Origin of the sequence: Pseudomonas sp. SJZ103, assembly GCF_007828335.1 — a bacterium.
GTDB lineage: Bacteria > Pseudomonadota > Gammaproteobacteria > Pseudomonadales > Pseudomonadaceae > Aquipseudomonas.
The window spans coordinates 170,399-194,000 of the sequence record NZ_VIUN01000003.1 but is presented as its reverse complement, the minus strand read 5'-3'; the positions used below and the strand labels follow the sequence as shown (position 1 = coordinate 194,000).

Annotated in this window: 21 protein-coding genes and 1 riboswitch; of the genes, 12 read left to right on the top strand and 9 right to left on the bottom strand. The window is 62.0% G+C overall.

Features of this window, described 5'->3' with window-relative positions; all coding sequences use genetic code 11:
• Positions 1-62: 62 nt before the first annotated feature.
• On the top strand, positions 63-1,487 hold the full coding sequence (gene hldE, locus FBY10_RS09025; protein ID WP_145335988.1) for a bifunctional D-glycero-beta-D-manno-heptose-7-phosphate kinase/D-glycero-beta-D-manno-heptose 1-phosphate adenylyltransferase HldE: 1,425 nt from the start codon (positions 63-65) through the stop codon (positions 1,485-1,487).
• A complete protein-coding gene (locus FBY10_RS09020) occupies positions 1,480-2,415 on the top strand; it encodes an NAD-dependent epimerase/dehydratase family protein (protein ID WP_131696796.1) in 936 nt (311 codons plus the stop codon). Before hldE ends, FBY10_RS09020 begins: the two co-directional genes overlap by 8 nt.
• Before the next feature lie 24 nt (positions 2,416-2,439).
• Here FBY10_RS09020 and FBY10_RS09015 read toward each other — a convergent pair whose 3' ends face one another.
• From FBY10_RS09015 to FBY10_RS09000, 4 genes are all read right to left on the bottom strand, one after another.
• Complete coding sequence (locus FBY10_RS09015) at positions 2,440-3,408, bottom strand: metal ABC transporter ATPase (protein WP_131696795.1); 969 nt, start codon at positions 3,406-3,408, stop codon at positions 2,440-2,442.
• Between the two features lie 41 nt (positions 3,409-3,449).
• Positions 3,450-4,262, bottom strand: coding sequence for an aldo/keto reductase (locus FBY10_RS09010; protein WP_145335990.1), 813 nt, complete (start codon positions 4,260-4,262; stop codon positions 3,450-3,452).
• Complete coding sequence (locus FBY10_RS09005) at positions 4,259-5,434, bottom strand: FAD-binding oxidoreductase (protein WP_145335992.1); 1,176 nt, start codon at positions 5,432-5,434, stop codon at positions 4,259-4,261. Before FBY10_RS09005 ends, FBY10_RS09010 begins: the two co-directional genes overlap by 4 nt.
• A 120-nt stretch (positions 5,435-5,554) precedes the next feature.
• Complete coding sequence (locus FBY10_RS09000; RefSeq protein ID WP_074848568.1) at positions 5,555-5,890, bottom strand: multidrug efflux SMR transporter; 336 nt, start codon at positions 5,888-5,890, stop codon at positions 5,555-5,557.
• A 102-nt stretch (positions 5,891-5,992) separates the two neighbouring features.
• Between FBY10_RS09000 and FBY10_RS08995 the strand changes: the two genes are divergently transcribed.
• Positions 5,993-6,883 carry a LysR family transcriptional regulator gene (locus tag FBY10_RS08995; protein ID WP_145335994.1) on the top strand — a complete coding sequence of 297 codons (891 nt, stop codon included), beginning with the start codon at positions 5,993-5,995 and terminating at the stop codon, positions 6,881-6,883.
• Between the two features lie 23 nt (positions 6,884-6,906).
• Entirely contained in the window at positions 6,907-8,184 is a 1,278-nt protein-coding gene (waaA, locus tag FBY10_RS08990) for a lipid IV(A) 3-deoxy-D-manno-octulosonic acid transferase (RefSeq protein ID WP_145335996.1), read from the top strand.
• Between the two features lie 27 nt (positions 8,185-8,211).
• Here waaA and FBY10_RS08985 read toward each other — a convergent pair whose 3' ends face one another.
• On the bottom strand, positions 8,212-9,651 hold the full coding sequence (locus tag FBY10_RS08985; RefSeq protein WP_131696790.1) for a TolC family outer membrane protein: 1,440 nt from the start codon (positions 9,649-9,651) through the stop codon (positions 8,212-8,214).
• 196 nt (positions 9,652-9,847) lie between these two features.
• Positions 9,848-9,953: riboswitch (TPP riboswitch) on the top strand.
• A gap of 148 nt (positions 9,954-10,101) precedes the next feature.
• Here FBY10_RS08985 and thiC point away from each other — a divergent pair.
• Positions 10,102-11,991, top strand: coding sequence for a phosphomethylpyrimidine synthase ThiC (gene thiC / locus FBY10_RS08980; protein ID WP_145335998.1), 1,890 nt, complete (start codon positions 10,102-10,104; stop codon positions 11,989-11,991).
• Between the two features lie 179 nt (positions 11,992-12,170).
• Positions 12,171-13,460: a putative hydroxymethylpyrimidine transporter CytX gene (gene cytX, locus FBY10_RS08975; protein ID WP_145336001.1), complete on the top strand. Its 1,290-nt coding sequence runs from the start codon at positions 12,171-12,173 to the stop codon at positions 13,458-13,460.
• On the opposite strand, the gene FBY10_RS08970 is transcribed toward cytX, so the two are convergent.
• The gene (locus FBY10_RS08970; RefSeq protein ID WP_145336003.1) at positions 13,429-14,175 is read right to left on the bottom strand and encodes an RsiV family protein; all 747 of its coding nucleotides are present in this window, start codon (positions 14,173-14,175) and stop codon (positions 13,429-13,431) included. The two genes, cytX and FBY10_RS08970, sit on opposite strands and share 32 nt — an antisense overlap.
• Positions 14,176-14,369: 194 nt before the next feature.
• Here FBY10_RS08970 and FBY10_RS08965 point away from each other — a divergent pair, with 194 nt between their 5' ends.
• From FBY10_RS08965 to cpdA, 3 genes are all read left to right on the top strand, one after another.
• Entirely contained in the window at positions 14,370-14,987 is a 618-nt protein-coding gene (locus FBY10_RS08965) for an NUDIX domain-containing protein (RefSeq protein ID WP_131696786.1), read from the top strand.
• Complete coding sequence (locus tag FBY10_RS08960) at positions 14,978-15,427, top strand: DUF1249 domain-containing protein (protein WP_003171323.1); 450 nt, start codon at positions 14,978-14,980, stop codon at positions 15,425-15,427. Before FBY10_RS08965 ends, FBY10_RS08960 begins: the two co-directional genes overlap by 10 nt.
• Before the next feature lie 97 nt (positions 15,428-15,524).
• Positions 15,525-16,340 carry a 3',5'-cyclic-AMP phosphodiesterase gene (gene cpdA, locus FBY10_RS08955; RefSeq protein WP_131696785.1) on the top strand — a complete coding sequence of 272 codons (816 nt, stop codon included), beginning with the start codon at positions 15,525-15,527 and terminating at the stop codon, positions 16,338-16,340.
• A gap of 11 nt (positions 16,341-16,351) precedes the next feature.
• On the opposite strand, the gene FBY10_RS08950 is transcribed toward cpdA, so the two are convergent.
• From FBY10_RS08950 to FBY10_RS08940, 3 genes are all read right to left on the bottom strand, one after another.
• Entirely contained in the window at positions 16,352-17,335 is a 984-nt protein-coding gene (locus tag FBY10_RS08950) for a M14 family metallopeptidase (RefSeq protein WP_065925641.1), read from the bottom strand.
• Positions 17,336-17,410: 75 nt separating this feature from the next.
• Positions 17,411-18,727: an MFS transporter gene (locus FBY10_RS08945; protein ID WP_145336005.1), complete on the bottom strand. Its 1,317-nt coding sequence runs from the start codon at positions 18,725-18,727 to the stop codon at positions 17,411-17,413.
• 218 nt (positions 18,728-18,945) lie between these two features.
• Complete coding sequence (locus tag FBY10_RS08940) at positions 18,946-19,854, bottom strand: LysR family transcriptional regulator (RefSeq protein WP_131696783.1); 909 nt, start codon at positions 19,852-19,854, stop codon at positions 18,946-18,948.
• A gap of 153 nt (positions 19,855-20,007) precedes the next feature.
• On the opposite strand from FBY10_RS08940, the gene FBY10_RS08935 reads away from it, so the two are divergent.
• The 3 genes from FBY10_RS08935 to FBY10_RS08925 are packed head-to-tail and all read left to right on the top strand — an operon-like array spanning position 20,008 to position 23,570.
• On the top strand, positions 20,008-20,616 hold the full coding sequence (locus tag FBY10_RS08935) for a YqiA/YcfP family alpha/beta fold hydrolase (protein ID WP_053139344.1): 609 nt from the start codon (positions 20,008-20,010) through the stop codon (positions 20,614-20,616).
• A 54-nt stretch (positions 20,617-20,670) separates the two neighbouring features.
• On the top strand, positions 20,671-22,575 hold the full coding sequence (gene parE, locus FBY10_RS08930; protein WP_027604917.1) for a DNA topoisomerase IV subunit B: 1,905 nt from the start codon (positions 20,671-20,673) through the stop codon (positions 22,573-22,575).
• Positions 22,575-23,570: an esterase-like activity of phytase family protein gene (locus FBY10_RS08925; RefSeq protein WP_145336007.1), complete on the top strand. Its 996-nt coding sequence runs from the start codon at positions 22,575-22,577 to the stop codon at positions 23,568-23,570. Before parE ends, FBY10_RS08925 begins: the two co-directional genes overlap by 1 nt.
• Positions 23,571-23,602 lie beyond the last annotated feature (32 nt).

Sequence of the window (23,602 nt, the reverse complement as noted above, 5' to 3'; positions counted from 1 at the left end):
CTAGGCGGCGCTCACCCTGTGCTAATATCGCGCCCCTGTTCATTTTGTATGTGGGTTGCTCCATGAAGTTGTCCATGCCGCGATTCGATCAAGCCCCTGTCTTGGTGGTCGGCGATGTCATGCTCGACCGTTACTGGCATGGCGGTACCTCACGGATTTCCCCTGAGGCGCCGGTACCGGTAGTCAAGGTCGAGCAAATCGAAGACCGTCCAGGTGGCGCTGCCAACGTTGCCCTCAATATTGCCGCACTCGGCGCCCCGGCCTCCCTGGTCGGTGTGACCGGCGACGACGAAGCCGCCGACAGCCTGGCCAACAGCCTGCGCGGTGCCGGCGTGCGCGCGGTGTTCCAGCGCATTGCCCACCAGCCGACCATCGTCAAGCTGCGGGTCATGAGCCGTCACCAGCAATTGCTGCGTATCGATTTTGAAGAACCCTTCGCCACCGACGCCCTGGCCCTCAGCGGCCAGGTCGACGAACTGCTCGAAGGTATCAAGGTGCTGGTGTTGTCCGACTACGGCAAAGGCGCCCTGAAGAACCACCAGGAACTGATCCAGGCCGCCAAGGCGCGGAACATTCCGGTACTGGCCGATCCCAAGGGCAAGGACTTCTCGATTTATCGTGGAGCCAGCCTGATCACGCCCAATCTCAGCGAGTTCGAAGCCATCGTCGGCGGCTGCGCCGATGAGCACGAACTGGTGACCAAAGGCGCGGCGCTCATGGCCGATCTCGACCTGGGCGCCTTGCTGGTGACCCGTGGCGAGCACGGCATGACCCTGCTGCGCCCGGGCCACCCGGCGATGCACCTGCCGGCGCGTGCCCGTGAAGTGTTCGACGTCACCGGCGCCGGTGACACCGTGATTTCCACCCTGGCCGCGTCCATTGCGGCCGGCGAAGAGCTGCCCCACGCGGTGGCCCTGGCCAACCTGGCGGCGGGCATCGTGGTCGGCAAGCTGGGTACGGCCGCGATCAGCGCGCCTGAGCTGCGCCGCGCCATCCAGCGCTCCGAAGGGTCGGAACGTGGTGTTCTGAGCATCGAGCAATTGCTGCTGGCAATTGACGATGCTCGTGCCCATAACGAAAGCATTGTGTTCACCAACGGCTGCTTTGACATCCTGCACGCCGGCCATGTGACCTACCTGGAACAGGCTCGCGCCCAAGGTGATCGACTGATCGTCGCGGTCAACGATGACGCGTCGGTCAGTCGCCTGAAAGGCCCTGGCCGTCCGATCAACAGCGTCGACCGACGCATGGCGGTATTGGCGGGGTTGGGCGCGGTGGACTGGGTGATCAGCTTCCCTGAAGCAACCCCGGAAAACCTGCTGGCCCAGGTCAAGCCGGACGTGCTGGTCAAGGGTGGCGACTACTCCGTCGACCAGGTGGTCGGCGCCGACATCGTCAGCGCCTACGGCGGTAAGGTCAAAGTGCTGGGCCTGGTCGAGAACAGCTCGACCACCGCCATTGTCGAGAAGATCCGCAACAATGAGTAAGGCTGATCCGTTGGTCCTGATCACCGGTGGCGCGGGCTTTATTGGCTCGCACCTGGTCGATGCGCTGCTTGCCAAGGGCTACGCGGTGCGTGTACTGGATAACCTGTCCACAGGCAAGCGCAGCAACCTGCCGCTGGACAACCCGCGCGTCGAGCTGCTTGAGGGAGATGTCGCCGATGCCGGGCTGGTGGCGCGTGCCGCTGTCGGTGCCACAGCGGTGGTGCATCTGGCGGCGGTGGCCTCCGTGCAGGCTTCGGTAGATGATCCGGTCAGCACGCACCAGAGCAATTTCGTCGGCACCTTGAATGTCTGTGAAGCGATGCGCCAGGCGGGCGTCAAGCGTGTGGTGTTCGCTTCCAGCGCCGCGGTATATGGCAACAACGGCGAAGGCGCTTCGATTGACGAAGAGACCACCAAGGCGCCGTTGACGCCCTATGCGTCCGACAAGTTGGCCGGCGAGCATTACTTCGACTTCTACCGCCGCCAGCACGGCCTGGAACCGGTGATCTTCCGCTTCTTCAATATCTTCGGGCCACGCCAGGACCCGTCATCGCCGTATTCCGGCGTGATCAGTATCTTCTGCGAGCGTGCACAACAGGGTAGGCCGATCGCCGTATTCGGCGATGGCGAGCAGACCCGCGACTTCATGTATGTGGAAGACCTGGTGGACGTGCTGGTGCAGGCCATCGAAGCCCCGGAGCCGCCTTTGGGTGCGATCAACGTCGGCTGGAACCGCACTACTACCCTCAAGCAGGTGCTGCAGGCACTGGAAGAGGCAATTGGTACGTTGCCCGCCGTGACTTACGGGCCGGCACGCTCGGGAGACATTCGGCATTCGCGGGCGAATAACCAGCGTTTGCTGACCAGCTTCAAGTTGCCTGAGCCAACCCCGTTGGCGGTTGGCCTGGCGCGGTTGCTCAAGGGCTGACTGTTCACCTGTAGGAGCCAGCCCTTAGCGGCTGGCTTTTTTCTTCGGCACGATCTTGCGCAGCATCTGGCGCGCCTTGCCGGTCAGGCGCTTCAATTTCGAGTCTTTCTCAGGCTCCGCCAGGCCTTGCTGCCGGACCCAATCCTTCCAGCGAATGCGCTCATCTCGGACCAGCCAGCCTTCCTGCTGGGCAAAGCTTTCCGCCAGGTACAAGCCCCGTGTACTGGCCGGGTAAAGTTGGTCCTTCTTGACGGTGTACAACTCGGCGAGCGGCTGGCCATCTTTCAGCGGCATCAGGTACAGGTCCGGACGCTGGCGGTCCAGGCGTGCCACCAGTTGGTCGCCTTCCAGGCGCTCATCCACATGGAACAGGCTCAGGGATTTGGCTTCCTTCGGCACTTCCAGGCGCAAGTCATAAATCAGTTGCAGCGACGCTGTCGGCACATGCACATAGGCCCGTGGGCGCTCGATCAGTTGGGTGGTCGCGCAACGTACCGGGCGTGCGGCGCCAGACAAAGGGCTCAAGCGAAACGGCAAGGCTTCACGGTAATGCAGCGCAGCGGAGTAGGGGGCCGGCAGCCAAGTGTCGTTGAAGCGCCCGCTGAGCCAGCCTTCCGGCGTCTCCAGCAGGCATTCCTCGGCAATCTCCTGGATGGCGGTGTGCAGCGGCAGGTTCAGTTCGTGGGCGGGGACATAGCCGGAGATCAGCTTGAGCACCACATCGCCACGGTCCTGGCGACGTTGGCGCACCAGCACCCAGTAATCCTTGTTTTGCCAGTGCAGGGTCAGTCGCACCGACACTCCCAGGTTTGCCAGCTCCAGCGCGAAACGCTCGGCATCCGGCACGTCTACCGGCTTGCGCCGCTGCAGGGTCTGGGCGAAGTTGAGCGGCATGCCCACGCTCTGGTAGCTCAGGCCTTCGGGGGTGGCTTCGACGTGCAGCGGCAGTGTTTTGAAGTTGTTGGGGTTTTTTCTTATGAGCGTTCGCGGCATGTCGGCTCCTTCTTGCGACGGGGTCGGCCGCGTCGGCGGCATCAGAGTTGACGAATGACCTTGGCAGCGGTCGCCACGTTATGGGCCAGGTGCAGCGGATTAATGGTCCCGACAATAGCACTGGCGACGCCCGTTTGCGCAAACAACAGCATGAAACTGGCATGTATTGGATCCACTCCCGGCTCCAGGCACACGTGGCCGCTGGCCAGGGCCTTTTTGACCAGAATGCCCTTGCCATGGGTCGCCGCATAATCAATGACGGCTTTTCCCGCCTGTTCGTTCAGATTGTAGGTGACCATCGCGCAATCACCTTGTTCCAGAGCCTTCACGCCGCCTTCGACGGTTTTGCCGGAGAAGCCGAAACCGCGAATCTTACCCTCTTGCTTCAACTGCGCCAGGGTCTGGTAAACCTCACAGTCGTTGAGGATGTGCAGGTCGTTGCCGTCGGAGTGCACCAGCACCAGATCGATAAAATCCGTTTCAAGTCGTTTCAAGCTGCGCTCAATGGACAGGCGGGTATGGGTTGCGCTGAAATCGTGGCGCGACAGGCCCTCTTCGAACTCTTCACCGACCTTGCTGACAATCACCCAGTCCTTGCGCTGGCCGCGCAACAGCGGCCCCAGGCGTTCTTCACTGCGGCCATAGGCCGGTGCGGTATCGATCAGGTTGATACCCAGCTGGCGCGCCTGGCGCAGCAACATCCGAGCTTCGTCATCATCGGGGATGGTGAAACCGCTGGGGTATTTCACACCCTGGTCGCGGCCCAGCTTGACGGTGCCCAGGCCGAGTGGCGATACCACCAGGCCGGTGCTGCCCAGCGGGCGGTGCAGGTCGTGCAAGGTCGGCAGGCTCATGGCAACAGTTGCTCCCAGGCTGGTACGCCGATGGCGGGTTTTGGCAGGGCGGGCAAAGGCTCCATTGCGCTTGGGTGGATACCGTCGCGTTCGAGACTGTTGATCACTCGATCGGCGAAATCCGGCGCCAGCGCCAGCTTGGTCGGCCAGCCCACCAGCAGGCGGCCCTCTTCGGCGACAAAGGCATTGTCGGGACGGCTCAGGCCCGATTGCAGAGGCTCGGCACGGTCGACGCGCAGCGTAGCCCACCGGGTCTGGCTCATATCGATCCAGGGCAGCAGTTGCGCCAGCTCTTTCCGGGCGGTGGCGATCTGTTCTTCGGACGTGCGTGCCACGCCGTCGGCCTCGGCAATGTCGCCGCCCATGTACCACACCCAGTTGCCATCGGCAGCAGGGTGCGTGGTGACGGTGAGGCGCGGCTTGGTACCGCCGCCCAGGCAGTGTGCGTACAGCGGCTTCAAACCCGGGCCCTTGGCGATGACCATATGCAGCGGGCGCTTTTGCATGGCGGGCTGGCTCAGGCCCAGGGCGGCGAGCAGCTCGGCGGTACCGCCGCCTGCGCTCAAGACGATGCGCTGGGCGCGGATCTCGCGGCCATCGACCTTCAAGCCCACCAGGGTGTCGCCTTCGCGCAGGGGTTCTATGCGCTGCCCGGCGAGCAAGCCGTCACCGGCCAGTTGCGCCAGGCGCTCGATCACGCTGGGTACGTCCACCACCAGTTCGGCCAGTCGATAGACCTTGCCCTTGAAGCCACGGTCTTGCAGCGCCGGGGGCAGATCGTCGCCCTTGACCTGATCGACACGGCCGCGCACGGCCTTGCTGGCAAAAAAACTGGTGAGGTTGCCGGCGATCGTGCCAGGGGACCACAGGTAATGGGCCTGCGAGAGTACGCGCACGCCGGACAGGTCCAGTTCACCGTCACCGGCCAGGGCTTCACGCCAGCGGCGCGGCATATCGGCAATCGCTTCGGACGCGCCGGTGAGAGCGCCGTGCAGGGCGTATTTGGCACCGCCGTGGATAATCCCCTGGGATTTCACGCTTTGCCCGCCACCCAGGGTGGCGCTTTCCACCACTACCGTGGAAAAGCCCTGGCGGCGCAGGCGCGCATTCAGCCAGAGGCCAGCAACCCCGGCGCCGACAATCAATACGTCGGTGGAAATAACGGATGGCATGGGCGACCTCATTTTTAAACAAGGCCGCAAGTATACATTCTCACGCCATGCACACCGTAGGCGCTGTCGAGCTTTGGCGCGACTGCGAATGTTGGGTTCACTTGAGTCTCAAGTGAACACTCAATGCCCGGCGGTTTTCGAGAACAGCTGGATGACCACCACGCCCAGCACAATAAGACCCATGCCCAGCATTGCCGGGAGGTCCAGCTTCTGCCCGTAGATGAACAGCGCGGCAATGCTCACCATCACGATGCCCATCCCCGCCCATACCGCATAGGCCACGCCGACCGGCACGGTACGCACCACCAGGGTCAGCATCCAGAACGCCACGCCATAGCCGACGATTACCAGCAACAGAGGGATAGGAGTGCTCCAGCCCTTGATGGCTTTCATGGAAACGGTGGCGATCACTTCCGAGCAGATGGCGATGGCCAGGTAGCAGTAAGCGGCGTTCATGGGTGAGTCCTCGGTGTAAAGCAATCTGATAAGGCCGGCATTCTAGAGTTTTATCAGATGGGGTAAAGTCATTACCTATCCGAAATTAAGATGGGTTGTGGGATGAGCATGCAATGGAACCTGGAGCAGATGCGTTTGTTTGTCAGCGTCGCCGAGCAGCGTTCGTTTTCAGCGGTAGCGCGTGGGCAGCGCAAGGCGCAATCGGCAGTCAGCAACGCGATTGCGATGCTGGAGGCGGACCTCGGCGTGAGCCTGTTCGACCGTAGCAGCGGCCGCCAGCCCAGCCTGACCGAAGCCGGCAGCGCGTTGCTGGAGGAGGCGCGCGAAGTGCTGCGCCAGTGTGAGCGGCTCAATGGCCGGGCACTGTCACTGACCCGCGGTGAAGAAGCCTGCCTGCGCCTGGCCCAGGATGAAGCCATGCTGTTCCAGCCGGTGCTCGACAGTCTTGAGGCATTGGCGGGGCAGTACCCGCTGCTGGAAGTACAGCTGTCCAGCGCCGCCCAGGGCGATGTGGCGCGCAAGTTGGTGGAGCGCCAGGCCGACCTGGGTCTGCTGTTCTATCACGACCAGATCCCCGAGGCTCTGGAGCGGCGGGTGGTGGGCAGCGTGGAGATGGTCACCGTGTGCGGCGTGAACCACCCGTTGGCCAAGGAGAAGTACGTGACGTGCCAGCACCTGGCCCAGTTTCGCCAGTTGTTGATGTCGACCCAGACCAGCGTCTACCCCGGCAGCGAAGCGGCCAGCCCACTGGTGTGGCGCGCCGACAGTTTCTACGTGCTGGCCGAATGGCTGATGAGTGGCCTGGGCTGGGCGTGGTTGCCACGGCATATCGTGCAGTACCCGACCTATCAACAACAGATGGTGGAATTGGACAGCGAATGGACGCCGCCGGCCCTGGTGGTGGAGCTGGTATGGCGGCGCGACGAGCACCTGGGCCCCGCCGCGCGCTTTCTCGCCAAACGTTTTGCCGAGTGCTTGCAGGCGATCGACTGAAAAAGCCGATAAACTCCGCCGCCATGAATAGAACTCTCTACAGCTGTCTGTTTTACCTGGCGCTGCCGTTGGTGGCCTTACGTCTATGGTTGCGCGCACGCAAGGCGCCGGCCTATGCCCGGCGCGTCGGCGAGCGGTTTTCCTATGGCTTGCCGGTGATGCAACCGGGCGGGATCTGGGTGCACGCGGTGTCGGTGGGCGAAAGCATTGCCGCGGCGCCGATGATCCGCGGCTTGTTGGCGCGTTATCCAGACCTGCCGATCACGGTCACCTGTATGACGCCCACCGGTTCCGAGCGCATCCAGGCGTTGTTCGCCAACGAGCCGCGCATCCAGCATTGCTACCTGCCGTACGATTTGCCCTGTGCGGCCAAGCGTTTCCTTGATCGTGTACAGCCCAGGCTGGCGGTGATCATGGAGACCGAGTTGTGGCCCAACCATATCCACGCCTGCGCCCAGCGCGGTATTCCGGTGGCCTTGGCCAATGCGCGGCTTTCAGCGCGTTCGGCCAAGGGCTACGCACGTTTTGCCAAACTCACGGCGCCGATGCTGGCGCAAATGAGCCTGTTCGCGGTACAGACCGAGACCGAGGCCCAGCGTTTCCTGAGCCTGGGTGCGCGCCCGGAAACCGTCGAGGTTACCGGCTCGATCAAGTTCGACCTGACCATCGATCCCGAGCTGCCGGTGCGGGCTGCCGCCCTGCGCGAACAATGGGGCGCCGCTGAGCGTCCGGTGTGGATCGCTGCCAGTACCCACGAAGGCGAAGATGAAGTGGTGCTCGCGGCCCACCGCCAACTGCTCGAAAGCTACCCCAGCGCGTTGCTGATCCTGGTGCCGCGTCATCAAGAGCGCTTCGGCCCGATGTTCGAGCTGTGTACGCAACAAGGGTTTACCACGGTGCGTCGCTCAAGTGGCGAGGCCGTTACCGCACAAACGTCGGTGTTGCTCGGCGATACCATGGGCGAACTGCTGTTTCTCTATGCCTTGGCCGACAGCGCCTTTGTCGGCGGCAGCCTGGTGGCGACCGGTGGGCATAACCCGTTGGAACCGGCGGCGCTGGCCAAGCCGGTAATGATGGGCCCCCACGTGTTCAACTTCCTCGACATCACCGCGATGATGCGCGAAGCGGGTGCGTTGCGAGAGGTGGAGGACGCAGAAGGGTTGGCCGAGGCCGTACGACAGCTGTTCGAGCTGCCGCAGGATGCACGCCGGATGGCGCAGGCGGGGCTCAAGGTGATGCAGGCTAATCAGGGGGCGCTTAAGCGCTTGCTGGATGGCTTGGGCCGATTGATCTCTCACTGACCCAACACCGATCCAAATGTGGAGTGTTCAATAGCCCGGGCGGGCCTTGAGTTGCTCGGCGGCCGCCTTGGCCAGGTCCGGTGGCAGAAAGTCACGATCCGGGTTGTAGTCCGCCTTGAGGTAACGCGTCAGGTCTTGCAGGTCCCCTGGGTTCAAGGTGCCCGCTGCCTGCTTCAAGCGCAGGTTATCGAGGATGTAGTCGTAGCGGCTGTTGTTGTAGTTGCGCACCGACGAGTACAGCTGGCGTTGTGAATCCAGCACATCGACGATATTGCGCGTCCCCACCTGATAACCGATTTCCGTGGCTTCTACCGCGCTCTGGTTGGAGATGATCGACTGGCGGCGCGCCTGTACCTGCTCCACATCAGTGTTCACCGCACGGTGCAGGTTTCGTGTATTTTCCACCACCTGACGGCGCAGGCCTTCGCGTTGCTGCTCGGTCTGGCCCAGGCGCGAGTACGACTCACGCACTTGCGAGCTGGTGAGGCCGCCGCTGTAGAGGGGGATGTTCAGGCGCAGGCCGATGGTGCGCTGCTCGACATCGCCACGATACGGCGTGCCAAAGGCATTCGGGTTGCTGAAGCCAAGGGCGTCGTTGTCACCTTTTTCGTACTGCGCGACGGCGTCCAGGGTCGGCGCGTGGCCGGCCTTGCGCTGCTTGAGGGTCTCTTCGGCGGCCGTGACGGCGTAGTTGCTGGCCAGCAGGTTCAGGTTCTGACGGCCGGCCGTCTCGACCCAGGCCTTGGCGTCGTTGGGCAGCGGCGGCAACACCGGCAGCGTGTGGACAATGCCCTGGATCGAGTTGTACTGGCGGTTGGTCAGGGTAACCAGTGCTTCAAAGGCATCGTCCACCTGACGCTGGGCCAGGATCCGGTTCGCCCGTGCAGTGTCATAGCTGGCCTGGGATTGCAGCACATCGGTCTTGTCCGACAGGCCGACGTCGAAGCGCTCGTTGGATTGATCCAGCTGGCGCTTGAAGGCATTTTCCTCGGCCTTGGTGGAGGCCAGGTTGTCCTGGGCGCGCAGCACGGCAAAGTAGCTCTCGGCGCTTTGCAGGATCAGGTTCTGTTCAGTGGCCGAGAGTTGCAGCGCCGCCTGTTCATTGGTGGCCTCGGCGGCTTGCAGTTGGAACCAGCGATCGGCGCGGAACAGCGGCTGGCTCAAGGTCGCGCGCCAGGAGTGGGCGTCGCGGTTGGCCGTCGCCGCCGGTGTGTCGATCTGGGTGCGCACGTTATTGATGTCTGCACCGCCCGACAGGTTCGGCAGCAACCCCGCTCGAGCCTGGGGCACGACTTCTTTCTGCGCGCCGTATTGGGCGCGGGCGGCGGCCAGGTCGGCGTTGTTATCCACTGCTTCCTGATAGACGCTGACCAGGTCAGTTTTGGCGGACAAGGGCGCTTCAGCTGCCCAGACCATTCCGTTGGTCGCACAAGACACGGCGAGAGCCAGTGAAAGTTTGCGCAGCATGAGGCGATCCCTAGTGTGAATATTATGGTGATAATTTAGCGCTCAAGGCTACGGCTGGCCAATCCTGGCGTCAAGCAGTGAGGCGGCTCTCGAGTGTAGTGGCGAGATCCCCGGGCAACAATCCCGCAATCACGCCATTCATCACGCTGAATACACCGCTATTGGCAATTTGCCCGCGGCATGGTCTAGACTGGCCGCGTTCTTGTCGGGGTGCCTTGTTGGAAGGCTGAGATCGGTAAATACCGGATCCCGTTGAACCTGATCAGGTTAACGCCTGCGTAGGGAACAAGATTTCTCGTCACCCGGCGAGTCCTCTTGTGCTTCGTCCGGGATGTTGTTCGACCTTCGAACAACCCTCGTGCACCAAGCACAGCACTGCTTCCAGTGCGTCCATCCGTCACAGGTTCGCTCCGACAAAAATCCACCGCCTGGATAGTTGGAGAGCCCGTGATGAGTACAAAATTAAAAAACACCGTGCACTTGAGTGAATCGGCCAAGGTCGACTCCGGTTCCGTACAGCCGTTTACCCGCTCGCAAAAAATCTACGTGCAAGGCACCCGCCCGGACATTCGCGTGCCGATGCGTGAAATCAGCCTCGACGTGACCCCAACCGACTTCGGCGGTGAAATCAACGCGCCCGTGGTGGTCTACGACACCTCCGGCCCCTACACCGACCCCAACGTCATCATCGACGTACGCAAAGGTCTGGGCGATGTACGCTCGCCGTGGATCGAAGTCCGTGGCGACACCGAACGCCTGAGTGGCCTCAGCTCGCATTTCGGCCAGCAACGCCTGAGCGATGCCGAACTGACCGCGCTGCGCTTCGCCCACGTGAAAAACCCGCGCCGCGCCAAGGCCGGCGCCAATGTCACGCAGATGCACTACGCGCGCAAAGGCATCATCACCGCCGAGATGGAGTACGTCGCCATCCGCGAAAACATGAAGCTGGAAGAAGCCCGCGCCAGTGGCCTGCTCGACCAGCAACACGCCGGCCACAGCTTCGGCGCCAGCGTGCCGAAAATCATCACCCCTGAATTCGTCCGTGAAGAAATCGCCCGTGGCCGCGCGATCATCCCGGCCAACATCAACCACACCGAACTTGAACCGATGATCATCGGCCGTAACTTCCTGGTGAAGATCAACGGCAACATCGGCAACAGCGCCCTGGGTTCGTCCATCGAAGAAGAAGTGGCGAAACTCACCTGGGGCATTCGCTGGGGCTCGGACACGGTGATGGATCTGTCCACCGGTAAGCACATCCACGAAACCCGTGAGTGGATCATCCGCAACTCGCCGGTGCCGATCGGTACCGTGCCGATCTACCAGGCCCTGGAAAAAGTCGGCGGCGCGGCCGAAGACCTGACCTGGGAGCTGTTCCGCGACACCCTGATCGAACAGGCCGAGCAGGGCGTCGACTATTTCACCATCCACGCCGGTGTGCTGCTGCGCTACGTGCCGCTGACCGCCAAGCGCGTGACCGGCATCGTGTCCCGTGGCGGCTCGATCATGGCCAAGTGGTGCCTGGCGCACCACAAAGAGAACTTCACCTACACGCATTTCGACGAAATCTGCGAAATCATGAAGGCCTATGACGTCAGCTTCTCCCTCGGCGACGGCCTGCGCCCGGGCTCGATTGCCGACGCCAACGACGCCGCGCAGTTCGGCGAGCTGGAAACCCTCGGCGAACTGACCAAGACCGCCTGGAAGCACGACGTGCAAACCATGATCGAAGGCCCTGGCCACGTGCCGATGCAGTTGATCAAGGAGAACATGGACAAGCAGCTCGAATGCTGCGACGAAGCGCCGTTCTACACCCTCGGCCCATTGACCACCGACATCGCGCCGGGCTATGACCACATCACCTCCGGCATCGGTGCGGCGATGATCGGCTGGTTCGGTTGCGCCATGCTCTGCTACGTCACACCCAAGGAGCACCTGGGCCTGCCGAACAAGGATGACGTGAAGACCGGGATCATCACCTACAAGATCGCCGCCCACGCGGCGGACTTGGCCAAGGGGCATCCGGGCGCGCAGATCCGCGATAACGCCTTGAGCAAGGCGCGCTTCGAGTTCCGTTGGGAAGACCAGTTCAACCTTGGCCTGGACCCGGACACCGCGCGTTCCTACCACGACGAAACCCTGCCGAAAGACTCGGCCAAGGTCGCGCACTTCTGCTCGATGTGCGGGCCGAAGTTCTGCTCGATGAAAATCACCCAGGAAGTGCGCGAGTACGCGGCCAACCAGCGCATTGAAGCGGTGGATGTGGATGTGGCCAAGGGCTTGGCGGAGCAGGCGGAGCGGTTCAAGCAGGAAGGCAGTCAGCTGTACAAGAAGGTCTGATCCAGAGACGGCGGTGCCTGTACCGCCGTCATCGGGGCGGTGCGACGACTCGACAAGCCCCCTCCCACATTTTGACTGAGGTATGCACAGTTTTTGTGTTCACAGCAGATCCAATGTGGGAGGGGCTTGCCCCCGATAGCAATCTTTCAAACAAAAAATGCCCCTCAGAGATAACACCCTTGAGCATTCAACCCAGCACCTACTCCCCCGACATCGCGGTGCCTGCTGACAAACGCGTCTTCGGCGCCCGCGACCTGTTCTCCCTGTGGTTCTCCCTTGGCATCGGCCTGATGGTCCTGCAAACCGGCGCCTTGCTCGCGCCGGGCCTGGGCTTGTCCGGTTCATTGCTGGCGATTTTCCTCGGCACCCTGGTCGGCGTGCTGTTGCTGGCTGCCGTCGGCGTGATCGGCAGCGACACCGGCCTGTCCGCCATGGCCGCCCTCAAGCTCAGCCTCGGAGCCAAGGGCGCGAGCCTGCCGGCGTTGCTGAACCTGCTGCAACTGATCGGCTGGGGCTCGTTTGAAATCATCGTGATGCGCGATGCCGCCAGCCTGTTGGGCGCGCGGGCGTTGAGCGACGGCAGCCTATTGGCCAGCCCGTTGTTGTGGACACTGTTCTTCGGTGGCCTGGCGACCTTGCTGGCGGTCAGCGGGCCATTGACGTTCGTACGGCAGATCCTGCGCAAATGGGGGATCTGGCTGCTGCTGGCGGCCTGCCTGTGGCTGACCTGGAACCTGTTCGCCAAGGCTGACCTCGGCGCACTCTGGGCTCGGGCCGGTGACGGTTCGATGCCCTTTGCAGTCGGCTTTGATATCGCCATCGCCATGCCGCTGTCGTGGCTGCCGCTGATTGCCGATTACTCCCGCTTCGGCAAGCGCGCCAAAAACGTATTCGGCGGCACCGCCCTTGGCTTCTTTATCGGTAATTTCTGGCTGATGAGCCTGGGCGTGGCCTACACCCTGGCGTTTGCGCCCAGCGGTGAAGTGAATGCGCTGCTGCTGGCACTGGCCGGGGCCGGCCTGGGGATTCCGCTGCTGCTGATCCTGTTGGACGAGTCGGAAAACGCCTTTGCCGATATTCACTCGGCGGCGGTGTCCAGCGGGATTCTATTGCGCTTGAAGGTCGAGCACCTGGCCATGGCCATCGGTGTGATCTGCACCCTGATCGCCTGTTTTGCCCCGTTGGCGCAATACCAGAACTTCCTGCTGCTGATCGGCTCAGTGTTTGCGCCGTTGTTCGGCGTGGTGCTGGTGGATCATTTCATCCTGCGCCGTCGTGGTCAGGGTGTGATTGCCAGCCTGCGTTGGCCGGCACTGTTGGCCTGGCTGGGCGGTATCGGCACTTACCACCTGTTGGCCAACCTGTACCCGGATATCGGCGCAACCCTGCCGGCGCTGGCGCTGGCAGGGTTGTTGCAATTCATCCTGGGACGGGCCTTCAGCGGCGCGCGGGCACCAGCTCAGGCTTGAGGATGCCTTCCAGGCGCGAGTAGGGAATCTGCAACTCGACATGGCCCAGGGCGTACGGCGCGATGGTGCTGGTGGGGTACTTGAGGATCACGCCACCATTCGTCAGCGCCACATTCGGGGTTTTCTGGAACGGGTAGGTTTTCACGAACTCCGGTTCCAGGCTCAGGCGGGTGCTGATCAGCCAGCTGTTGTGCGCCACCTGGGCGGCTTTCCAGAACGCGTCTTCCTTGCCGGGCAGCAGCATGTCGCTCAGCCACAGGGCCTTTTGCTGCTGGCGCGAATAGTTGATGAACGCGCGGCCTGGCTCGCCGTGGGTGGCGCCCTGGTCCAGGTAGCTGGACAACTCGATGATTACCAAACCGTCATGCTGCTCCCGTACCTTGGCCTGCAAGTACATGCTGTTGCGTGGGGCTGCGGTGCTGAGGAATTGCTCGCGGTAAGACTCAAGGCTCGACGGCAGCGGGTCGCCCGCGTTGGTACGGGTCATTTCCAGCAGGCGTTGCTCGATCAAGGCATCCAGCTTGGGTTCCTTGGCAAAGTGCACGGTGTCGATATTCACCAGCGGGCAATCGCTGCTGGCGCAGCCTGGCTTGCTCTGCTCGGTGGCGTCGCGGGTGGCTTCCAGTGGAGTGCGATAGCTGGGTTGGAACAGGCTTTGGCAGGCGCCGAGGGTCAAGGCGATGCAGGCCACGGATGCGATTTTTAAAAGCGACATGGATGTCCTTCGTCTATCGATAAGAGCGAAATTTGTGGAGCTTCGACTACCGGCAGGGCAGTCAGTTCGCCACTAAGCTGATTGAGCGTGAGTTTGACCTCCTCCGTCTGGCCCGGCAACCGCAAAGGGGCTGCATCAATGGGCAGGAGCGCGTTAGGATGGCGCGAATTGCACCGGACATGATGAGGAAGGGTATGACGGACATTGCGAAATCGACGCCGAGTACGATCGAGATTGTTCAGCGCGACAATGCCTACAAGGGCTTCTACCAGCTCGATCGCGTGCAACTGCGTCATGAAAAGTTCGATGGCGGTATGAGCCGAGTGATCAACCGCGAAGTGTTCGTGCGCCATGACGCGGTCTGCGTGTTGCCCTACGACCCGCAGCGCGATGAAGTGGTGCTGATCGAGCAGTTTCGCGTGGGCGCCATGGGCCGCAGCAATAACCCTTGGCTGGTGGAAATGGTCGCGGGGCTGATCGACAAGGACGAAGAACCGGAGGAGGTTGCACACCGCGAGGCCGAGGAGGAAGCTGGGCTGACGTTCTCCGCACTGTGGCCGATCACCAAGTATTTCCCGTCGCCCGGTGGCAGTACCGAATTTGTCCACTTGTACCTGGGCCGCTGTGACAGCACGGGGGCGGGTGGTGTCCATGGACTGGAAGAAGAAGCAGAGGACATCCGCGTTACGGTCTGGGCATTTGAAGACGCCCTGCAAGCCGTTCGCGATGGCAAAATTTCCAACGCAGCCAGCATTATCGCCCTGCAATGGCTTGCGCTTAATCGCGCGGAAGTGAGGGGGTTATGGCAGTAAAGGCACGGGAACGATATCGAGTCGACCTGATCGGGCTGCAAGCCGCCTGCGAGGCCAACTATGCGCGGCTGATGCGCCTGCTGCCCGACATGCGCCACGCCCCGGAGGCGCGGCGCATCGGCGTGACCCATGGCGACCAGATGCTGGGCGTGCTGGCCCTGGAAGTCATCGTCAATTGCCCGTACACCACCACCCTGCGCGTACGCCAGGAACACAGCCTGCCGTGGCTGCCGGTGCCGCAACTGGAAGTGCAGGTGTACCACGATGCGCGAATGGCCGAAGTGATCAGCGCCGAACATGCGCGGCGCTTTCGCAGCATCTATCCTTACCCGAATGTGTTCATGCACCAGCCCGATGAGAAAGCACAGCTCAATGTGTTCCTCGGTGAATGGTTGAGTCATTGCCTGGCCCTGGGCCATGAGTTCGAAGTCGTGCGATAGATGTGAACTGCGTCGGCTTCCTGGGTTTCCTCTTTGCGTTCTGCCCCAGCATAATCGCTCCAACTCTATATTCCTGTGATTGCCTTGGGAGAGCGCCTTGCCGAGCGTATCCACCTTGAACCCCGATGCGCCGGCGTTGCTGGTGCAGCTGTCCGACAGCCACCTGTTTGCCGAGGCCGACGGCACGCTGTTGGGTATGAACACCTGCGAGAGCCTGCAGCGGGTGATCGAATTGGTGCGCGCGCAGCAGCCTCGGATCGATTTGCTGCTGGCCACAGGAGATTTGTCCCAGGACGGCACGCTTGAGTCTTATCAACAGTTTCGCGATATGACCCGGCAAATCGATGCTCCGGCACGCTGGATTCCCGGCAACCACGACGAACCGCAGATCATGGCGCACGCTGCCGCGCACAGTGACCTGCTGGAGCCCGTAGTGGACGTCGGCAACTGGCGTATCACCCTGCTCGACTCCGCCGTGCCCGGCTCGGTGCCGGGCTACCTGCAGGATTCGCAGCTGCAATTGCTGGCTCAAGCCTTGAGCGAAGCTCCGAACCGCCATCATCTGGTGTGTTTCCACCATCACCCGGTGCCCATCGGCTGTGCGTGGATGGAACCTATCGGCTTGCGCAACCCCGATGCGTTGTTTGCCGTGCTGGACCGTTTCCCGCAGGTGAGGGCAGTGCTCTGGGGCCACGTGCACCAGGAGATCGACCGCGAGCGCAACGGTGTGCGTCTGCTGGCTTCGCCGTCCACCTGCATCCAGTTCGCGCCGGGCAGCGAAGATTTCAAGGTCAGCGAGCAAGCACCGGGCTATCGTTGGTTGCGTTTGCATGCCGACGGACGGTTGGAGACCGGGGTGGAGCGGGTCGAAGGCTTCGCCTTCCAGGTGGACTACGGCAGTGACGGCTATTGACGTCTCGGCGGCTAAATATCCAGAACCTTCGCCAGCCTCACTACCGTAACCCCTGGACCCAACTGCCGCAGCGAGGGCTGGATCAACACGCAGTCGTCATGGGGTGTGACGATCTCGCGCCGGTCGTCCCGAGCGATCACTGTTCCAGCCTGGGCTATGCGCTCAAGGCCGCGGAAGTCATCGGTAAAACGGAAGTCCATGCTGTGGGCGATCACCGGTTCAGTGACTTGCAGGCATTGCTGGGGCCCCGGCTTTTCCTGGCTCAGGAGCTTCAAGACGTCGGCCTCGGCGACTGCATCAGTCGCCATCAGGAAGCGTGCGGCAATATCGAGGGCGACGTGTTGGCTTTTTTTAGAAAAATGTTGACCGGTCTCGATCAGCAGCGCGTTTTTTTGGCTGGCGGGATCGCCAAACCCACCATAGTCACGCATGCGCCGGCCATTGGCGTGGCCGGCGTCGACCACCACGGTTGCGGGTACGCCTAACGATTTTGCGAATTTCAGGCCTTTGGCGCAGGCCCCACACATCATCAGTGGTGGGGATTCTTCGTGCATCGAATGGATATCGAGCAGCAAGTCGACACTGTCGATCAGCGGTCGCAGCTCACGTGCGCGACGCAGTTCCACGGAGTCGCGGTCGCCGTCCAGTGTTGATGGTAGCCAGACACGGTTCATGTCCTCGTCGACAAAACGGGTGGCGTCAATGTCGTGCGGGTCGAAGCGGTGATAGGCCTCGATATTGCCGAACGCCAGTGACAAACGGCCTTTGCGAGGGCGCACGCCGCTGCGCAGCAAGGCGTCTACTGCGATTGCTCCGCTGACTTCATTGCCATGGGTCAGTGCCATGACCAGCACATGTGGTCCAGGCGTGCCGCTGTCAAAACTGTGGACATAGTCGATCCCGCAGTTGCCGGCTTTCCATTGGCTGAGATCGGGGAACTCGACTTCCACAGGGTACGGTGTCAGTGATGCACGAACCTGCTCAAGGGTTTTCATGTCTGCCTCCGAGGGCTCAAGGTGGGTACCTTGTCGCGGGAGCGAGCCGCGACAAGCAGGGGGAACTCGCGGCCCTTAACTGGCGCAGGGATGGGCGCTGCGCATGCGCCGGCCCAGGCAGGCGATCGCCAGTACGCTGATCAAAATGGTTGCCATCACATAAAAGCTCGGCGCCAGTTTGCTGCCGCTTGCCTCGATCATCCAGGTCACGATCAACGGGGCGAAACCACCAAACAGGGTCACGGAAAAGTTGTAGCTCAGCGCCAGCCCAGTACCGCGAATGCTGGTTGGGAAGATGTCGGCAAGCATTGCCGGGATTGGCCCCAGGCAGGCCGCAATCAATACGCCGACAAGCGCTTGCACGACGAGCAGCGTGGAGAAACTGGGAAAGATATTGAGCAGCAGGAACATCGGATAAGACGACAGTCCGGTAATCGACAAGGCGATGGTCAACACTCGGAATCGCCCGTGGCGATCGGAAAGCCCACCGAAAATCGGGGCCATGAGCATCAACGTAACGCCGGTCATCAGGGCCCCCAGGTAGGACGACGTGGCAGTGATGCTCAGTTGTTTAAAGGCGTAGATCGGCATGTACAGTTTATGCACGTAATTGAATGCGGTCGCGCCAGCCACCACGCCGATAGCCAGCAACAGGATGACGTGCCCTTTGATCAAGACATCCCGCAGTGGGGTCTTGACCGCTACGTTGGCTACGTTTTTCTTGAAGTCCGGCGTTTCATCGATTTGTGTGCGAATGTAAAAGCCTACCGGCCCGATCAGCAGGCCGAAGCCGAAGGCTACACGCCAGCCCCAATCGTTCAACTGCACATCCGATAGCGCATAGCTGAGGATCGCACTGACACCCGCCGCCAGCACAGTTGCCAGCCCCTGGGTAGACAATTGCCAGCTGGCAAAGAAACCCCGTCGCCCGGCGTCGGCGTGTTCGACCATGAACGCGGTCGCCGCGCCAAATTCGCCGCCCGTGGAAAACCCCTGGAGCATGCGGGCAACGATGATCAGCAGTGGCGCCGCCAGGCCGATCTGCTCGTAGGTCGGGGCGAACGTAATCATTGCGGTGCCGACCAGCATGATCATGATCGACAGCGTCAATGACGCCTTTCGTCCGGCTCTGTCGGTGTATGAACCGAGCACAATGGCGCCCAGCGGTCGCATCAGAAAGGAAATGCCGAACGAGCCTACGGCCAGCAGCAATGAGGTGGTTTCGTTATCGGACGGAAAAAACTGTTTGCCGATGACGACTGCAAAATAGCCATAGATCAGTAAGTCATAGAACTCCAGCGCGTTGCCGACGCTGGCAGCGATGATCTCTTTCCATGGGCCGCGCCGGGTGGGAGCTTGGGCCGATGATAAGGCGGATGATTGAGTTGTCATGAGTGTGCACCGGGTTTGTTTCACTGTTGGCCTACGGACTCTCCGAACCGCAGCGCGGCCTGGCGACATCGAAGGCGTTAATTGTTATGGGTGAAAGCCCGGATGAAAGTGAACCAAAGGCGGCAGAACGGCAATTGCTCTTTCGGCACAGATTTGAGCTGTTTCGGCACGACCCGGCAGGTTGTTGCCGGCAGCGGTGATAGAGCGCGTAAATCCGGCTACTGGGTGGCGGAGGGGGTCAAGGCTGTCCATATCCTCATCACCATCTCGCTCCGGTTGGCGCGCAGGCGATGCAGCGAAACGTCGAAACTGACGCAAAATTCGGCGCCACCCGCCATCAGCAGCTCGCCCGATGCCAGCGCGTCGTTGACGACCATGCGCGGCAACCACGCCAGCCCTCGGCCACGCTTGGCCATTTCCAGAATGGCGTCATAGGAGTCCGCTTGGTAAACCATTCGCAGCGGCAGGCGCTGCGGCAGTCGATCCAAATGCCGGGCCAGTACGCTGCGCAGTGTCAGAGTGGGTGAGAAGGCCAGCCAAGGAATAGGCAGGGCGTTGCTGTCGGCGAGTATCTGCAGTTGCGGCTGCCCAGGGGCGCTCGGTGCGCTGACCGGTAGCAGTTCCTCCTTGGCCAGTACTCGGGAGTCGAAATGCTCCGGGTCCAACAGCGTCTGGGTCAACGGGCTGGAAAAACTCAGCAGCAGATCAACCTCGCCGGCGGACAACCGGCTGATCGCTTCTTGCGCACCGCTAGTGAGCAATGACACCGCAAAGCTGCCCAGTTTCGGGTGCAATGACTCGTACCAATCGGGGAAAAAGTCACAGGCCAGGGTCCGGCCGGTGGCGATGCGCACCGGTTCGTCGCGGCTGAGGGTGTCATTTTTGAACTGCGCTCTAACAGTGCCCAGCAATTCCAGCGATTGAGTGGCGGCATCAAGGAACAGCAGGCCGCAGGGTGTCAGTGACAGGGGTTGCTTGCGCTCGATCAATGGCGTGCCGACCCATTCTTCCAGCGCCCGGATACGTCGACCGAACGCTGGATGCGTGACACAGCGATTTTCGGCGGCACGCGACAGGCTGCGAGTGCGCGCCAGTTCGACAAAATCCTCAAGCCATTCAAGTTGCATGGTGTTTCCCCGCTTGAATTCGGGCCACTGGCCTCCGGCCATATATCCGGGTTCCCGGGCCGCAGATAGTACCGTCAGCGGCGATCGGCTGCACCCACAAGCCCCTGTTCCCTGTAAACTGCGCCTCTTTGGCAGCCCCAGCGAGGCCCCGGCATGTCCGCTTCGATCCTGTATATCCACGGTTTCAACAGCGCGCCTGCGTCCAACAAGGCCAGCCAACTGATCACCGTGATGGATGCCCTCGGCCTGGCCGATCAATTGCGCGTGCCGGCCCTGCATCACCATCCGCGTCAGGCAATTCCTCAATTGGAGGAAGCCATTGCCCAGTTGGGACGGCCGCTGCTAGTCGGCAGCTCGCTCGGCGGCTACTATGCAACCCATCTTGCTGAGCACCATGGCCTCAAGGCGTTGCTGGTCAACCCGGCGGTCAGCCCCCATCGGATGTTCGACGGTTACCTGGGCACCCAGAAGAACCTCTACACCGATGAAACCTGGGAACTGACCCACGACCACGTCACGGCGCTGGCCGAGCTGGAAGTACCGGCTCCCCAGGACGCCGCGCGTTACCAGGTGTGGTTGCAGACGGGGGATGAAACCCTGGATTATCGCCTCGCCCAGCAGTATTACCGGGCCTGTGCCTTGCGCATCCAGGCCGGTGGCGACCATGGTTACCAGGGGTTCGCCCAGCAATTGCCGGCGTTGTTGAGTTTTGCCGGTATTGGCGCAGATCAGTATCAATCCTTCGATTTCTCGGCACTGTAATTGCCTTGGAAATCGCAGGTCACTTTTTAATCGAACGACTCACGACGAGACCCCATGGCCACTCCCAGCGCTAGCTCTTATAACGCCGACGCCATCGAAGTCCTCTCGGGCCTCGACCCGGTGCGCAAACGCCCCGGCATGTACACCGACACCAGTCGGCCGAACCACCTTGCCCAGGAAGTCATCGACAACAGCGTCGACGAAGCCTTGGCGGGGCACGCCAAGTCGGTGCACGTCATTCTCCACGCTGACCACTCGCTGGAAGTGTCCGACGATGGTCGCGGCATGCCGGTGGACATTCACCCGGAAGAGGGCGTGTCGGGCGTTGAGCTGATCCTCACCAAGCTGCACGCCGGCGGCAAGTTCTCCAACAAGAACTACCAGTTCTCCGGTGGCTTGCACGGTGTGGGTATTTCCGTGGTCAACGCCCTGTCCACGCTGGTACGGGTCAAGGTCAAGCGCGACGGCAACGAGTACGAGATGACCTTCGCCGATGGCTACAAAGCCACCGACCTGCAGGTGATCGGCACCGTTGGCAAACGCAACACCGGCACCAGCGTGTACTTCGCGCCGGACCCCAAATACTTCGACTCACCGAAATTTTCCATCAGCCGCCTCAAGCACGTGCTCAAGGCCAAGGCCGTGTTGTGCCCGGGCCTGTTGGTGACCTTTGAAGACAAAGGCACTGGCGAAAAGGTCGAGTGGCACTACGAAGACGGTCTGCGTTCCTACCTTGAAGACTCCGTCAGTGATTTCGAACGCCTGCCCAACGAGCCGTTCTGCGGCAGCCTGGCCGGCAACAAGGAAGCCGTCGACTGGGCGCTGCTGTGGTTGCCCGAAGGCGGCGACAGCGTGCAGGAAAGCTACGTCAACCTGATCCCCACCGCCCAGGGCGGCACCCACGTCAACGGTTTGCGCCAGGGCTTGCTGGATGCCATGCGCGAATTCTGTGAATACCGCAGCCTGCTGCCGCGTGGCGTGAAGCTGGCGCCGGAAGACGTGTGGGAGCGCATTGCGTTCGTACTGTCGATGAAAATGCAGGAGCCGCAGTTCTCCGGCCAGACCAAGGAGCGCCTGTCGTCCCGCGAAGCGGCGGCATTTGTTTCCGGTGTGGTCAAGGATGCCTTCAGCCTGTGGCTCAACGAGCACCCGGAACTGGGCCTGGCCCTGGCGGAACTGGCAATCAACAACGCCGGCCGTCGCCTCAAGGCCAGCAAGAAAGTCGAGCGCAAGCGCATCACCCAGGGTCCGGCATTGCCCGGCAAGCTGGCCGATTGCGCCGGGCAGGACCCGATGCGCTCCGAACTGTTCCTGGTCGAAGGTGACTCCGCCGGTGGTTCCGCCAAGCAGGCGCGGGACAAGGAATTCCAGGCGATCCTGCCGTTGCGCGGCAAGATCCTCAATACCTGGGAAGTCGATGGCAGCGAAGTCCTTGCCAGTCAGGAAGTGCACAACATCGCGGTGGCCATCGGCGTCGACCCGGGCGCGGCGGACATGAGCCAGTTGCGCTACGGCAAGATCTGCATCCTCGCCGACGCCGACTCCGACGGCCTGCACATCGCGACCCTGCTGTGCGCGTTGTTCGTGCAGCACTTCCGCCCGTTGGTGGATGCCGGTCACGTCTACGTCGCCATGCCGCCGCTGTACCGTATCGACCTGGGCAAGGAGATTTTCTACGCCTTGGACGAAGCCGAACGCGATGGCATCCTCGACCGCCTGGTCGCCGAGAAGAAGCGGGGCAAGCCGCAGGTCACCCGATTCAAAGGCTTGGGTGAAATGAACCCGCCGCAACTGCGTGAAACCACCATGGACCCCAACACCCGGCGCCTGGTGCAGTTGACCCTGGAAGACTTCGCCGCTACCTCGGAAATGATGGACATGCTGCTGGCGAAGAAACGCGCACCGGACCGCAAGTCCTGGCTGGAATCCAAAGGCAACCTCGCCGAGGTTCTGGGCTGATGCGCACAGGTTTCGCCCTGGCGATCCTGATGTTGAGCGGGCTGGCAGCGACTCAGGTCGCCGCCGCGCCCGTGGCTGAGCTCAAGCTGGTGTCCGAACACCCGGTGGACGGCATGCGCGGCGGTAACCTGTCGGGCCTGGCGCAGTGTGGCAAGGAATTGTGGACGGTTTCCGACCGCGATGACGACCAGATCTATCGTCTCGATACCCGTGCGCCGACCTGGCAAGCCGAAGCGGTAAGCATCGATGTACCGCCGGTGCCGGAGTCCGGGCTGCCCTGGGGGCTGCGTTCGCGCACCAAGGCTGCGTCGTTCATTCGCGGCGGCGACCTGGATTTTGAAGGCATCACCTGCGATGCCGCCGGCAATCGCTATATTGTCAGCGAAGCCCATGCGGCGGTGCTGCAAGTGCCGGTGAACGGTGCGCCTGAATGGTTGAAGATCGCCCCGGGCATGGTGCGTGAAGCACGGGCCAGTGGCATGTTGCTGCACTTCAATGCGTTGTTCGAAGGCCTGGCAATCAACCCCGGGGGTAATCAGATCTGGCTGGCTGCGGAGCGTGAGCGGCGCGGCCTCATCTCCATCAAGCGTCCGCAAAGCCTGTGGGATTGCGATGGCCCTTGCGTATTGCTGAGCGAGGCCGGCCAGGAGATGCAGCCGGCCAAGTTCATCGGTGCCAAGGCGGTGTCCAAGGATTTCGCCGATCTGTCACTGTTCAACGGCAAGCTGTTTACCCTGGAACGCAATGCGTTCCAGATCTGCCGGCGCGATGCGGTCACGGCCAAGGTCGAGCTGTGCTGGTCGTTCGCTGACGAAACCCTGACGCCCGAGCGGCGTTACGCCCAGCCCTATGGCCTGGCCGAAGCCCTGGTGGTGGACGCAGACGGTGCCTGGCTGGGCATCGACAATAATTTCGGCCCCCGCGCCGATGGTGAAAAACGCCCCATGGTCTATCGTTTCGCCGCCCCCGCCGGCGGCTGGAGCGCCCAGCCATGAGCCGCTACTTTTTTGAATCGATCCGGTGCGGC